We start from the raw sequence: 15,010 nt of genomic DNA, 5'->3' as shown, positions 1-15,010 counted from the left end.
GGCGGTTCAGCGGGCTGAACGCCCCGCTATTCGAATCGGTTTTCAGGCGCGATGGGCTTAGGGTGTGGAGCCATGTTCAACGTCATAAGGGACGTGGTAGATGACACAAACACCCGAGCAAAAACAGGCCCCCCGCGTTGTGGCGCCAGAGGAGCGGTTGCGGGCCCTGCTGGATATCACCGGCCACCTGGACAAGGCGCAGACCCTGATCGAGACGTTGCCGACGTGGTTGGAGGCGGCCACGCCCGGCGCTCTTGAAGCCCTGGAAAAGGCCCACGCGGAAAGTGAGGCACCCCGCCAGCGAGCGCGCCGGCTACTCAACCGCGTCAAGCCCCTGGATACGTTTTGCGCCGAGCAACTCACAGCCTTTTTGGCCACCAAGGCGCTGAACACCCTGGATATCCACCACGACACACTGGAGGTACCCACACGCAACCTCAATGGAGTCGGCCCGGATCTGGGCGGCCTGCTGATAGAAACCGTGAACCTGCAAAAGCACAGCCTGTTGCAGGCCGCCATGCAGAACTTTGCGGCGGCCAGTGCCGCACCCGGTGGCCTGCCGCAGGCCGCCGTGGTACGTGTCGGCGCGAAACGGCTGGCATCGCCGACGTTGACCGCTGCGCAGTTTGTGCAGTATTGCCGTGAGCTGGACCTGGGGGCCGCCTACCAGGCGCATATTCGCGAGATCTTCAATCTGCCCGCCCCCGAAGAAGGGCCGGTCGACCCCACGCGCGGTTACAACCCGGCACTCGCCGCGATTGGTCAATCGCGGTGCATGGACATGCAGGTTGATCTGCACATTGCCTACGCCAGGCGCGATCTCGACGAGGCCACTTACCGGCTGTTGCAGCAACTGATCTGCGCGGATTTTCCCGCGAGCGAGGTCACATCGATGTTGCTCGATGGCAAACCATTGGCCTGGCATGGGGTGAGTATCAATGAGGTTTGCATCTGGAGCGTGTTGATATTTTCCCATCACACCTACGACGCTTTTGCCAGCGGGCCGTTTCTGGTGTACATGCCCAACGAGCCGGTCAGGCCGTGGTACCGGTATGCGTCGCTGGAGGATTTCAAGCTCTACCTGACCCTCAAGCTTCAGGTGAAAAGCTACCGCCTTTTTTTTAACGGCTACCTCGACGAGGCGCAGCGCTTCGATTTTTTCCAGCGGTTCGACCGCACCCGCACCCTTTACGCCGTAGAACCGTTGCCGGTCATTGGTAACTTGTCGGCGTTTTTTTTCAGTGCCTATGTGACTAAGTTGCAACTGGACGCGCAGGTCCTGGCGGTGCCCAAGGCGCAAGTCGACGAAGAAGCCCGCCAGCAGCGCTTGCAGGACTACATGGATGTCGGCCTGACCGTATTGAACGTGGCCGGCCTGGTCGTGCCGCTGTTGGGCCAGTTGATGATGGGCGTGGCGGTCGGCCAACTGCTGGGCGAGGTGTTCGAGGGGGTTGAGGACTGGCGCCACAATGACCGTCAGGAAGCGCTGAAGCATTTGGTCAATGTCGCAGAAAACCTCGCCACCATGGCGTTGTTCGCCGCCGGTGCCAGCGTAGTGGGGCGACTGCGACAGACGCAGGCCAATGCGCAGCGGTTCTTCGACGGGATGGAAGCCGTCAAGCTAGGGGACCGCAGTTCGCGCTTGTGGCGCGGTCGCACGATGCCTTATCGCCAGGCGCTGGACATTACAGGAACGGTGGCCAGCCCCAGGGGTATCTATCAGATCCTTGGGCAGTCCTATGTCAAGGTCGAGGGCTCGCTGTACGCCATTGCCTTTGATGAGCGCACCGGTTACTGGTGGGCCTTGCACCCGCTGCGCGAGTCGGCGTATCGCCCGTTCCTGACCCACAATCGTCAGGGCGGCTGGCAGTTCACCTTTGAGCATTTGCACGAATGGCGTGACCCCGAGTACCTGCTCAAACGCCTGGACCCCAGCCTCGCAGACCTGCCCGACGGCCATCTGAAAGATATTGCCAGCATCACCGACATGACCACGCCCCGCCTGCAACAACTGGCCCTGGAAAGCCTGCCGCTGCCGGAGCGCTTTCGTGAGTGTGCAATGCGGTTCAACCTCAATCAAAAGGTCCGGGATCTGCTCTGGCAACTGGAGCACCAGCCATCCCCGGACCCGAGCACGGCGCATACCCAGTTGCTGGCGCTGCCCATGGTCGAAGGCTGGCCCCAGGGAAGGTTTTTCGAGGTGCTGGACCAAGAGGGTGTATTGCTTGAGCGCTACCCTGACACGGCACCGTTCGACTATGAAGACCTGAGTATTCACATTACCGAACAACAGTTGCACGAAGGCAAGGTCATCTCCACGACACTGGCGGCACTGGACGCCGATGAGAGCCAGCAATTGCTGGGCGGGGTGTATTCGGCGCAGGCGGCGCCCGCGGTATTGAGGCGGCGTTTGGCTGCCGCCCTCAGGCCCAATCATCGGCGGGTGTACGAAAAGCTGTACGAGGATTACGACAGGCTTGACCTGGGTGATCATGGCCTGCTCAAGCAGCACTACCCGCAGTTACCGACCCGCCTCGCGTGGGAGGTCATGACTGGCATCCCGACAGAACAACGCTGGGCATTGCGGCGCACCGGGCGGATCCCGCTGCTGGTGGCGCAGCGGGCGCGGGAAACCCTGGAAACGCTGTATGAAGATCAGGCCGTGCTCGGCTTGCATCTGCCGGAGTTGGCGGATGAGGCTACGTGGCGCCTGGCGCTGGGGTTGTTCGACGGGCTGCCGGGCTGGCCCGAAGATGTTTTTCTGCAATTGCGCCAAGCGTCAGCGACGGGGCGGGTGCTGGGGCAGGCGGGCAACCAGGCCGCTGTATTTAGACGGACGTTGATTCATTCGGCCAAGGGTTTTGAAACCCTCGACTCACAGGACGTCGTGGCGGGCACGGCATTCGGCGGCCCACAGGGTTTCTATCAGGCCGTTCTCGAGAGCCTGGCGCCCGCACAGCGCGCAAGGTTGCAACTGGAGGGGAGCAGCGCCGACGTTCAGTTGCGTAATAAAGTCATATTCAAGGCGCGGGATGAACGCGGCCAGCTTTCCCGTTACCTCTGGCCTGAACGGGCGGCGCTGCCCGAGCAACCGGTGGCCTGCGTGCAGGCGATGAGGAAGGAGCAGGTCAAGCATCCGCTGGAACTGGTGCGCAAGGTGCGCAAGCTCTACCCGTTGTTTGATGAGGCGCGCATCGCGACCTTCCTCCAGGGGCTGGGGCCGGATCACCTGGCCCGGGCCAAGGCGGTTGGCGCGCTTGAACAGCAGTACGAGGCCTTGCGCCGTGCGCTCAAGCTGTGGTGCAGCGAGACGGCTTCGCTGGAGAAACTACCCAACCCCGTGGCGGACTATCGCTGGAGCCGCCTGCAATCGGCGCAGACGATCAAGCGCTGCTGGCAATCGGCGATGCTGCTGGCCGATGCATACGGTGAAAAGGTTCCCAGCCTGAGCCTCGATGGTATGGCCGTTGGCCCCTTGCCGACATTGCCGGCGAGCATCCGATTTGACGCCATCGAGCAACTGTCGCTCAAGCGCATGGGACTCAACGATGACGTTGCCTACTTTCTCAAGCACTTCAAAGGTCTACGTTCGCTGGAGCTGACCGGTAACGAGCTGACGCTTTTGCCCGAAGCGCTGTCCCAGATGCCTGAACTGCAACGCTTGTACTTGAACGGCAACCGCTTGCAACTCACCGAATACACACGGGCCAAGCTCGCGGATATGCGCGAGCTCAGGGTCTTGAACCTCAGCGACAACCCGTTGATCGATCCGCCGCTGGTCAGTCGGATGTTTGAGTTGCGCCATCTGGTCCTGAGCAATTGCCGGCTCAAGGATTTGCCCAGTGGTCTGCTGCGCATTCCTAATCTGGAAAGTGTTGACCTGCGTGACAATGACATCGCCCAGTTGCCCGGCTGGCTCTTCACCCAGACGCGGCAAAGGGCCGAGATCATTAACTTGCGCCACAACCCGCTGGATTCGCGCAGTCAACTGTTGTTGAGCAACTTTCGCAACAGCGTGGGGGTGGGCATGGGGTTTATCGAGGACGATATCGCCCGGCTCAACGAGCAGCGCGCCCGTGAGCTATGGTTGACGCAGGATGGGGCCAGGGGGGTGGCCGAGAAGGAGCTGGCCTGGAAGGGACTCAATGATGAACCCGGTTCCGACGGCCTGTTCAAGCTGCTGGCCGAGCTGGGGGGTACGGCCGATTCGATGCAGGTGCGTGAAGATATGGCGCGTCGGGTATGGCGGGTACTGGATGCCGCTGCCGCCGATGTGAAATTGCGCGAAGAGATTTTTGAGCGTGCCGGCACACCGTTGAATTGTGACGACGCCGCCGCAGTGAGTTTCAGCAATCTGGAAGTATTGGTTGAGGTCAACGAAGCAACCAGGCTGTTGGAAGGCGGGCAGATGAATGCCAAATCGTTGTTGCGCCTGGGCAAGGGCCTGTTCCGCCTTGAGCAACTGGAGGGCATGGCCCGCGCCCATAGCAACGAGCATCCGCTGTCGGACCCGCTGGAGGTCAGCCTTGCGTACCGTACCGGGCTGGTCGATCAGTTTTACTTGCCGGGCCAACCCCGGCACATGCGCTTTTCCCGATTGGGCGGGGTCACGCCGCAGGCGTTGCGCGCTGCCGAGTCTCGGTTGCGGGCAGCCGAGTTGTCGCCGGCGCTGCAGAAGTTTCTGGTGGAGCTGCCATTCTGGGTCGGCTATCTCAAGCGCACCTTCAGTCGCGGCTTCGAGCAGGTGAACGAGCCCTACGACCAACGTCTGCAAGCGGTGTTCGACCAGGGCCTGACCCTGGATGACGTGTCCTATCGCGACCAGATGAATGAGGTACTCAGGGAGCAGAGGCTAGCCGAACAAGCAGAGCTGGAACGCCTCACCGAGGAGGCGTTGAAATACCAAGAGTTGGTCGGCTGCGGTTTACCGTTAGCTTGAATGCCCGGTCACATTGCTGCGCACCAACGTGCGCAGGGCAAAACGATTCGGGTGGCAGGCTTCGGCCACGCTTCTGGGCAAGGGCAGTGGCTCGTTGTCGAGCCAGGCGGCGAGTAGCTCGGCGCTCAACGGTGCGGTGATCAGCCCACGGGAGCCATGGCCGCTGTTGACGTACAGGCCGTCCAGCCACGGGCAGGCTATGTCGGGCGTCTGGCGCGCATCCTTGCGCAGGGCCGCGTAGGCCTCGGCGAAGGCCGGGCTGTCGGCCAACGGTCCGACAATCGGCAGGTAGTCCGGGCTGGTACAGCGGAACGCGGCACGGCCTTGCAGGGTGTCCGGGGCGAGGCTGGAGGCTTGCAGGCGTGCGGCCAGGTCGGGCGAGATGGCCGCAAGCAGCGCCAGGTTGTCTGCGTGGTCGGCGGCGGTGGCAGTCAAGTCGTCGCTCTTGAAATCGAAGCTGGCCCCCAGCGTGTGTTCACCCAGGCGAGGCGGGGCCACGTAGCCTTCGGCGCAAACCACGGTGGCCAGGCTTTGACTGCTGCCGGTCTGTGGCACGCGGGTGATTTGCCCGCGGATCCGTTTGAGGGGCAATTGGGCACTCGCCGCAAAGCGCTTGACCTCGGCCGCCCCGGCCAGCACCACCACCGGTGCGCTGGCCAGCAACCGCTCGCCGTCAAAGGCTTGCCATTGGTCATCGACCTTGCGCAGGTCCAGGGCATCATGAAGGGTCAGGATCTCGATGCCCGGCTGATGCGCCTGCCATTCGCACAATGCGGGCGGGTGGACCCAGCCGCCCTCGGGGTAGAACAAGCCGCCCGACTCAAGGCCGATACCGGCCTGCGCCTGCGCCTGCTGCTGATCCAGTTGATGGACCAACTGCGGATCGAAGGCTGCTGCCAATTGCGCCTGGCGTGCGGCCTCCTTGGGGTTGAAGGCCAGTTGCAAGACCCCGCAATTGTCCCAGTCGAGCCCGCGCTGCAAATGCTGGAGCAGGCGGCGGGTATGACCAAAACCACTGACAATCATCTGCGACAGCGCGGTGCCATGGGCGGACAACTTGAGGTACAGCACACCCTGAGGATTGCCTGAGGCTTCTTGCGCCAGGCTGTCATGGCGCTCCAGCAGGCTGACCTGCCAACCCCGCGCCGCAAGGCTGGCCGCGGTGGTGCAACCGGCCATGCCGCCGCCGATGACCAGGGCCCGGCGTTCACCGCTGTGCGCCGGCGGGCGGGCGAACCAGGGCTTGATCGCTGGCGGCGCGGGTGTTTGCGACGGCCAGCCGAGGAATTCGCCACGCAGGATTTCCCACTTGTGACCGATGCCCGGCGTGCGCTTCATCTTGAACCCGGCGCCATTGAGCAGGCGCCGTACCCAGCCGGTGCTGGTGAAGGTACTGATCGTCGAGCCCGGTGCCGCGAGTCGGGCCAGTTCGGCAAACAGTTCGGCGGTCCACATGTCGGGGTTTTTCGCCGGGGCAAAGCCGTCGAGAAACCACGCATCGACCTGCGCGTCCAGTTGCGGCAGTTGTTCCAGGGCATCGCCAATCAACAGCGTCAGGGTCACGCGTCCTGCGTCCAGCACCAGGCGCTGGAAGCCCTGGTGAATGGCCACGTATTGCGCCAGCAGTTGGTCGGCCCACGGCTTGAGTTCCGGCCACAGGGCCAGGGCACGTTCCAGATCGGCACGGCTCAGGGGGTACTTTTCGACACTGACAAAATGCAGGCGGGCGCCGGGCGCTGCGTGCTGGTCAAACAGCTGCCAGGCGCACAGGAAATTCAACCCGGTACCAAAGCCGGTCTCGCCGATCACCAGCCGCCCACCCTCGGGCAGCGCGGCAAAGCGCTGCTGCAGGTGGTTCTGTTCAAGGAACACATAACGGGTTTCGTCCAGGCCCGACTGGTCGGAGAAGTACACGTCGTCGAAGACCCGCGAGCGCGGGCGTCCCTGGTCGTCCCAGTCAAGCTGGGCATTTGGCGATACGGGGTTCATGGGCAACTCGGCAAAGACAAGGCGGCCATTCTAGCCGATCGCGGGAGCGCCGGCCGATCCGCGCCGGCCTGTGGTGGTAGCCCGTTGATGGTTGCACGCAAAAAACCTCTGTAAAGGACCCGCTAACGATCAACTATCTGCGTAAATTCAAAGGCTTGCGTCGGGTTATGGTGGATGGTTGATTAACGGGCAATAAAGGACATTGCGCATGCCGGACCAGGATGATTTGACCAAGACATGTACCCAATTGACGCAGCGCCAGCTACAAGCGGCGTTGCTGGAAATCACCCGCGACCTGTCCAAGGCCGAGGTCCTGCAAAAGCGCCTGCCGGGCTGGATGTTGAACGCCCCCAAAGGGGTACTGGAGGCGCTGGAACGGGAGGCCGCGCAGCTTGACGAGGCCAGGGCCGCCGTCGCAGGACGCTTGCGCCCATTGCGCTCACTGGATGAGTTTTGCGGTGCGCAGTTGAAGGCCTACTGCCAGAGGCAATGGCAGGTCACGGTCGAGCCGCACAAGGACCTGTTCGTGCGGGCTTTCTACGAATACCAGAAAGACGTGCTGCCGCTGGAATATGTCCGCAGTGTCAAGCTGGAGCAGCAGACCCTGTTGCACATGGCCCTGCAGAACTTTACCGAGGAGCAAGCGCAAGAGGCGCATTTTGCGCCGCCGTCGCGGCTGCAATCGGGTTCAGGCCTGGGTGGGGTGATCCCTGTCTCCGTGCAGGCATTTGCCAAGGGTTGCCGGGATCTTGATGTCGGCAGCCTGTATCAGCAGCACATCAGTGACGTGTTCAACCTCGACGTTGGCGAGCCCGACGATGACGCCTATTTCAATGGCGTGGCGCTCGATATCGGTTGGATGAAAACCCTGGATCTGAAAATCGACGCGCACATTGCCTGCATGCGCGGCGATATCACCCCCGCTACCTATGGCCTGTTATGCACCCTGCTGGATCGCAAGATGGACCCCGTGCAGGCCAGGGGCCTGATGTTTCAAGGGCGCCAGGTCATCTGGCAGGGCTTGAATGCGCTGGATTGCTGCCTGTGGAGTGTGCTGGTGTTTTCTGGCCGGCCGATTGCCGATTACCCGCAGGAGCCCTGTGTGGTGTACATGCCCAATGAGCCGGGGCGACCTTTTTTTGAGTACCCATCGCTCAACGACTTCAAGCTCTATCTGGATCTGAAGCTGGAAGTCAGCACCTACCGCACCTTTTTCACGGGGTACCTGGGGGAAATAGACCGGGTCGACTTTTTCCGTCGCTTTGACCAGCACCGTACCCTCGGTGTATTGGAGGCCAAGCCCATCACCACCAGCCTGGGGCAGCACTTTTTTGCCACCTACGCGGGCAAATTGCAGATCGACGCCCGGACCCTGGCGGTCCCGGTGGCGGATGTGGATGAGCAGGTGCGCAAACAGCGTCTGCTGGACTACCTGGACGCGGGGCTGACGCTGCTCAATCTCGCCGGCTTTGTGGTCCCGGCATTGGGCCTGTTGATGACCAGCGTGGCGGTGGGGCAGATGCTCGGCGAGGTGTATGAGGGCATTGAGGATTGGCGCCGTGGCGACAAGGAGGAGGCGCTCAAGCAGTTGGTAGCCGTGGCGCAGGACATTACCTCAATGGTGTTGTTCGCTGCGGGGACCAAGGTCGTGGGCAACGTACTCAAGCGCACCCGGCAAAGCTATGCCGGTTACTTCAAGTCGCTGGAAGCAGTGCGTTCGACGGATGGACAGCCACGGCTGTGGCACCCTGACATCGGGCAGTATTCCCACGATCAACACCTGATCGACGATGTGCCTGCCGACGCCCAGGGCGTGTACAAGGTGGGCGCTCGCTCATACGTCAAAGTCGGCGACAACCTGCATCAGGTGAGCTACGAACCGCAGCAGGGTGTGTGGCGGGCCAGCCACCGTACGCGGCAGGCGGCCTATCGGCCGCCGATGGTGCACAACGGCGAGGGGGCCTGGCGGTTTTCGTTCGAGGATCCCGAGGAGTGGGAAGACCAGGACTATCTGTTTTCCCGCCTGGAGCCGAGCAGTCGCCACCCTGCGCTGGAATCGCGCAAGCTGCGGCTGGTCAAGGACATCATGGACAAGCCCCACCGCTGGGGGTATCACCTGGCGCAGGAGTGCTTGCCTTTTCCGGCGCGCTTTCGTGATCTGTACGAGCGCTTCAGGCTGGAGCAGTCGATTCGCGACCTGGTCTGGCTATTGGAGCGTGGCGCTTACCTCAATGGGCCAAGTGCGACCACCCAGATGCACGCGTTGCCGCTGCTGCCGGGCTGGCCCGAGGGCCATTATTTCGAGGTGCTGGATGCCCAGGGTAGCGTTACGGCGCGTTATCCCGCCGCTGGCCCGTTTGATGCCGCCGGGCGCTTGAGCCTCTGCGAGCAGGCCGTGGCGCAGGGGCAGGTGTTTGATGTGTTGCTGTCTGGCCTGGATGCGCCACGCAAGGCCGGTCTGTTGGGCGAAGGGGTGCCCGCCAATGACGAGCACGCGGCATTGGCGCGTCAATTGCTCGCGCACCTCAAGGCTGATCGCAAACCGTTGTTTGAGCAGCTATACCAGGCCTACGACGGGCCGGTGCCCGAGGGCGGCGCGCCGTTGCGCGAGGCCTACCCGCCATTGCCCACCCGCGTGATGCGCGAGTTGATGGCCCAGGCGTCCTCCGTGGAGCTTCAAGCCCTGCGGGACAACCAGCGGGTGCCCATGGCCCTGGCAGAGTCGGTGCGCGTGAGCCTGGAGGCACAGCGCCTGGACCGTGCCCTGGCCGGTTTCGAGCAGCCGGAGTTGGCCGGTCTGGACACCCAGTGCGTGGCGGTACGCATGCTGCCGCACCTCGACGGCTGGGACAGCACACTGCAAGTGGAGTTGCGCCAGGGTTTACCCGCCGGGCCGTTGTTGGCCCTGGGGGCGAAGGAGGGCGCGAGCGTGCGTCGGGTGGTGGTCAGCTCGGGCGCTGGATTCACGCCATTCGATGCCCACGGGGTGAGCATGGGGGCGGCCAGGGCCGGTTCCGACGGGTTGTTCGAGGCGATCCTGCAAACGCTCTCGGCTACCCAGCGCAGCGCTCTGGAGTTGCCGTTGCATCCTGGCGAAAACGCCTGGAGGCTGCGCCGCCGCCTGGCTGCCCGGGCGCAGAGCGAACGTGTGGTGGCGGGCGAAGCTTTCTCCGATCAGGCGAGCGAGCCCCTGGCGCTGGAGGTTCCCTGTCGCATGTCTGATTCACCGGCCAGCCCGCGGCCGCTGGTGGGCAAGGTACAGAAAATTTATCCCTTGTTCAGTGATGTCCAGGCAGCCGAGTTATTGCAAAGCCTGGGGACCGACGCCCTGGCCCAAGCCAAGGCCGTCGCGCGCCTGCAGGCTGACCTGAAGCTTCTGCGCTCGATCCTCAAGCACTGGAAGAACAACCTCGGCGACCTGGCGGCGCAGCCGGGCATGGCTGATATTCGTCACAGCCGCCAGCAAGTGGCCGAGCGGATCGAAGCCTGTTGGCGCCGCCAGAGCTTCGTGCTCGATGATCACCAAGTGCCCGTGCCGGGGCTGACACTGGATGGCATGCGCGTGGGGGCATTGCCGAACCTGCCCCCCGAGATCCGCTTCGACCATGTGCGGCAACTGTCCCTGAAAAACATGCGCCTGGGCGATGACGTGGCTTATTTTCTGAAGTGCTTCAAGGGCGTGCGGCGCCTGAACCTGGACCGCAACCGCCTGACCCGCCTGCCCGAGTACCTGTCGCGCATGCCCGAACTCAACAGCCTGGCGTTGCCCCATAATCAGTTGGCGCTGACTGAGTACACCCGGCGCAAGCTGGCCGACATGAGCACGTTGTGTCTGTTGGACTTGAGCCACAACCCCATCGAGTCGCATCTGGACGTAAGCAACATGCGCGACTTGCAGACCCTGTTACTGGAGGATGCCAAGCTGGTGGACCTGCCCACCGGGATCGCACGTCTGGCCCATCTGGAACAGGTCGACCTGCGCAGTAACTGGATCACGGTGTTGCCCGACTGGTTGTTCACCTCCACACGCAGGTTCAGCCAGGCGATCAATCTGGGGGGCAACCCCTTGTCCTCGACGACGATGAGCGCCCTGATCAGTTACCGCGATGCAGTGGGAATCGGCATGGGCTATGTGGAGGACGATTCGTCACGATTCACTGAGCTGAAGGCCAGGCGCACCTGGCTGCCAGACGAGGTGGCGGCGGCCGATGCCAGCAAGCGGGCGATTTGGGCCAACCTGCGCGATGACCCGGAATCGATGCCGCTGATGGCATTGTTGGCGCAACTCTCTGGCGCCGCCGACAGCCGTTACGTGCGCGAGGACATGACCCGGCGAGTCTGGGAGGTCTTGCAGGCGACCCATGACAGCGTCGAGTTGCGCGAGCGGGTGTTCCAACTGGTGGCCCATCCGACGAACTGTGTTGATGGCGCGACAGAGATTTTCAGCCAGGTCGAAGTGCTCAAGGCCGTGGCGAACGCCACGCGCCAGGCCAGCCGTGGGCAAGGCAACTCCGGGGTGCTGCTGAGCCTGGGGCGCGGCCTGTTTCGCCTCAGTGAACTGGAAAAGATTGCGGCGACTTACGCCACCGAACATGCCAGCGAAGACCCGCTGGAGGTGAGCCTGGCGTATCGGGTCGGCCTGGCGAAGATCCTGCAGTTGCCGGGGCAACCCAAGCACATGCGCTTCGGGTCATTGGCTGACTTGACCAGCGAGAACCTGGAGCGTGCGCATGAGCAAGTCCTGATCGCCGAGCTGTCGCCGGTGTTTTTGCGGTTTATTGCCCAACTGTCGTTCTGGAAGGCCCATCTCAAGCAGCAGTTTCCCGAGACGTTCAGGCGTGCGACCGAGCCATTTGATGGGCAGCAGCAGGCGCTTTTCGAGAACAGTCAGAACCTCACCGATGGCGAATACCTGGCGCAAATGGAAGGCCTGCGCGCGCCGCGCAGGCAGGCGATCAACGAGGTGATGGAACGCCTGACCCAGCAGATGATGAAGTATCAGGACCTGAACATCTGCCATCTGCCGGAAGACTAGCCGCCAGGGTTGCGGATTGATCCACGGCAAGCCCTATGGAATTGCTTGCCCGCCTTGCAGCCCAATCCGCTAGTCTTGATCCATCTTGGAAGGGAGTCGCCCATGTTCGAATCCGCAGAAATTGGTCACGCCGTCGATAAAGACACTTACGACGCGCAAGTCCCGGCATTGCGTGAAGCCTTGCTGGAGGCGCAGTTCGAGTTGCACCAGCAGGGACGCTTCCCGGTAATCGTCCTGATCAATGGCGTCGAAGGCGCCGGCAAGGGCGAGACGGTCAAGCTGCTCAACGAATGGATGGACCCGCGCCTGATCGAAGTGCGCACCTTCGACCAGCAGACCGACGAAGAACTGGCGCGCCCGCCGGCCTGGCGCTATTGGCGGCAATTGCCGGGCAAGGGGCGCATGGGGGTGTTCTTCGGCAACTGGTACAGCCAGATGTTGCAGGCGCGGGTTCATGGGCAGATCAAGGATGCGCGGCTGGACCAGGCCATCGCCGGGGCCGAGCGCCTGGAGCAGATGCTCTGCGATGAAGGGGCGCTGATCTTCAAGTTCTGGTTCCATCTGTCCAAGAAGCAAATGAAGGCACGGCTCAAGGCCTTGCAGGACGATCCGCTGCACAGCTGGCGCATCAGCCCGCTGGACTGGCAGCAGTCCGAGACCTACGACAAGTTTGTGCATTTTGGTGAGCGCGTGCTGCGCCGCACCAGCCGGGACTACGCGCCCTGGCATGTGATCGAAGGCGTCGACGCCAATTACCGTGGGCTGACAGTGGGCAAGATCCTGCTGGAAAGCCTGCAAAATGCCCTGAAGGTGCCCAAAACCAAGGCCAGCGGTATCCAGCCGGCGCCATTGCCATCATCCGTGGACCAGATGAACCTGCTCGACAGCCTGGACATGACCCAGCGCCTGGAGAAGGACGACTACGAGGAACAACTGATTACCGAACAGGCGCGGCTTTCGGGCCTGATGCGCGACAAACGCATGCGCAAGCACGCACTGGTCACGGTTTTCGAAGGTAACGACGCGGCGGGCAAGGGCGGGGCGATCCGCCGGGTGGCGGCGGCGCTGGACCCGCGCCAATACCGCATCGTACCGATTGCCGCGCCCACCGAAGACGAACGGGCCCAGCCTTACCTGTGGCGTTTTTGGCGGCAGATCCCGGCGCGGGGCATGTTCACCGTGTTTGACCGCTCCTGGTATGGCCGCGTGCTGGTGGAGCGGATCGAAGGCTTTTGCAGCACTGCGGACTGGATGCGCGCCTACGCCGAGATCAACGATTTCGAGGAGCAACTGCGCGACGCCGGGGTGATCGTGGTCAAGTTCTGGCTGGCCATTGACAAGGACACCCAACTGGAGCGCTTCCAGGTGCGCGAACAAATCCCCTTCAAGCGCTTCAAAATCACCGAAGACGATTGGCGCAACCGCGACAAGTGGGATGCCTACCGGGCAGCGGTGGGCGACATGGTGGACCGTACCAGCACCGAGATCGCCCCCTGGACCCTGGTGGAGGCCAACGACAAGCGCTGGGCGCGGGTCAAGGTATTGCGCACCATCAACCTGGCGCTGGAAGAGGCGTTCGCCAAGTCCGATAAACACGACAAAAAGAAGAAGCATAAGTAGGCGCGAGCTTGGCTCCTACAGGGTTAGCGCCATGCTTTTGCATACGCCAGGTGAATGATCGTCGCGATCGCCTGGCGCTGGATCTATCCTCGATCTGTCTCCCAACAACGACAAGATTGAGGTAGCCCATGCGTGAAGTAGTGATCGTCGACAGCGTGCGAACCGGCCTGGCCAAGTCCTTTCGCGGCAAGTTCAACCAGACCCGCCCCGATGACATGGCCGCGCATTGCGTCAACGCCTTGCTCACCCGCAACGGCATCGACCCGGCCAGTGTCGAGGATTGCATCGTCGGCGCCGGTTCCAACGAAGGAGCCCAGGGCTACAACATCGGCCGCAACGTGGCAGTGCTGTCGCGCCTTGGCACCGGCACCGCGGGCATGACCCTCAACCGGTTCTGTTCTTCGGGGCTGCAGGCGATTGCCATCGCGGCGAACCAGATTGCCTCGGGTTGCAGCGACATCATTGTTGCCGGTGGCGTCGAATCCATCAGCCTGACCATGAAAAGCGTGAATACCGACAACCTGATCAACCCTTTGCTCAAGGAGCAGGTGCCGGGCATCTATTTCCCCATGGGCCAGACCGCCGAAATTGTCGCCCGGCGCTATAACGTCAGCCGCGAGGAGCAGGACCTGTACGCCCTGCAAAGCCAGCAGCGCACCGCTCAGGCCCAGGCTGACGGGCTGTTTGATGATGAAATCGTAGCCATGGCGGTCAAGTACAAGGTCGAGGATAAAAACACCGGCGAGGTACAGATTCTTGATGGCGTGGTCGATCGCGACGATTGCAACCGTCCAGACACCACCCTGGCCAGCCTCAGCGGGCTCAAGCCGGTGTTTGCCGAGGATGGCTCGGTGACGGCAGGCAACTCATCGCAACTGTCCGACGGCGCATCGATGACCCTGGTGATGAGCCTGGAAAAAGCCCTGGAACTGGGGCTCAAGCCCAAGGCGTTTTTCCGCGGGTTTACCGTTGCCGGTTGCGAGCCGGACGAGATGGGCATCGGCCCGGTGTTCTCGGTGCCAAAATTGCTCAAGGCCCGTGGCCTGCAGGTGGCGGACATTGATCTGTGGGAACTCAATGAGGCGTTTGCTTCGCAGTGCCTGTATGCGCGTAATCGCCTGGAAATCGACAATGCCAGGTACAACGTCAACGGTGGTTCGATCTCCATTGGCCATCCGTTCGGCATGACCGGCTCTCGGCAGGTGGGGCATCTGGTGCGTGAACTGCAGCGGCGTGATTTGCGCTACGGCATCGTCACCATGTGCGTCGGTGGTGGGATGGGGGCGACCGGGCTGTTCGAAGCTGTGCGCTGATCTATAAAACACCGAAGATCAAATGTGGGCGGGCTTGCCCGCGAATGCGGTGGGTCAGTGATGGATATATCGACTGACACACCGCATTCGCGAGCAAGCCCACCGTTGATTTGT

General features: G+C 62.5%; 5 protein-coding genes. 4 read left to right on the top strand and 1 reads right to left on the bottom strand.

Annotated elements, in window-relative coordinates:
• Positions 1-100 precede the first annotated feature (100 nt).
• Positions 101-4,939 carry an NEL-type E3 ubiquitin ligase domain-containing protein gene (locus HKK57_RS00990; protein WP_169389662.1) on the top strand — a complete coding sequence of 1,613 codons (4,839 nt, stop codon included), beginning with the start codon at positions 101-103 and terminating at the stop codon, positions 4,937-4,939.
• Here the strand turns inward: HKK57_RS00990 and mnmC are convergent.
• Complete coding sequence (gene mnmC, locus HKK57_RS00985) at positions 4,931-6,928, bottom strand: bifunctional tRNA (5-methylaminomethyl-2-thiouridine)(34)-methyltransferase MnmD/FAD-dependent 5-carboxymethylaminomethyl-2-thiouridine(34) oxidoreductase MnmC (protein WP_169389661.1); 1,998 nt, start codon at positions 6,926-6,928, stop codon at positions 4,931-4,933. The genes HKK57_RS00990 and mnmC overlap by 9 nt on opposite strands.
• A gap of 208 nt (positions 6,929-7,136) precedes the next feature.
• On the opposite strand from mnmC, the gene HKK57_RS00980 reads away from it, so the two are divergent.
• The 3 genes from HKK57_RS00980 (at position 7,137) to HKK57_RS00970 (ending at position 14,896) form a co-directional block, all read left to right on the top strand.
• Positions 7,137-11,963, top strand: coding sequence for an NEL-type E3 ubiquitin ligase domain-containing protein (locus tag HKK57_RS00980; RefSeq protein WP_169389660.1), 4,827 nt, complete (start codon positions 7,137-7,139; stop codon positions 11,961-11,963).
• Between the two features lie 102 nt (positions 11,964-12,065).
• Entirely contained in the window at positions 12,066-13,583 is a 1,518-nt protein-coding gene (gene pap / locus HKK57_RS00975) for a polyphosphate:AMP phosphotransferase (RefSeq protein ID WP_169389659.1), read from the top strand.
• 128 nt (positions 13,584-13,711) lie between these two features.
• Complete coding sequence (locus HKK57_RS00970) at positions 13,712-14,896, top strand: thiolase family protein (protein WP_070995210.1); 1,185 nt, start codon at positions 13,712-13,714, stop codon at positions 14,894-14,896.
• Positions 14,897-15,010: the final 114 nt, after the last annotated feature.

Origin of the sequence: Pseudomonas sp. ADAK21, from assembly GCF_012935735.1 — a bacterium.
GTDB classification, from domain to species: domain Bacteria; phylum Pseudomonadota; class Gammaproteobacteria; order Pseudomonadales; family Pseudomonadaceae; genus Aquipseudomonas; species Aquipseudomonas proteolytica.
Note: the sequence above shows the minus strand (reverse complement) of the source record. Positions and strands in the feature narration are given on the sequence as shown.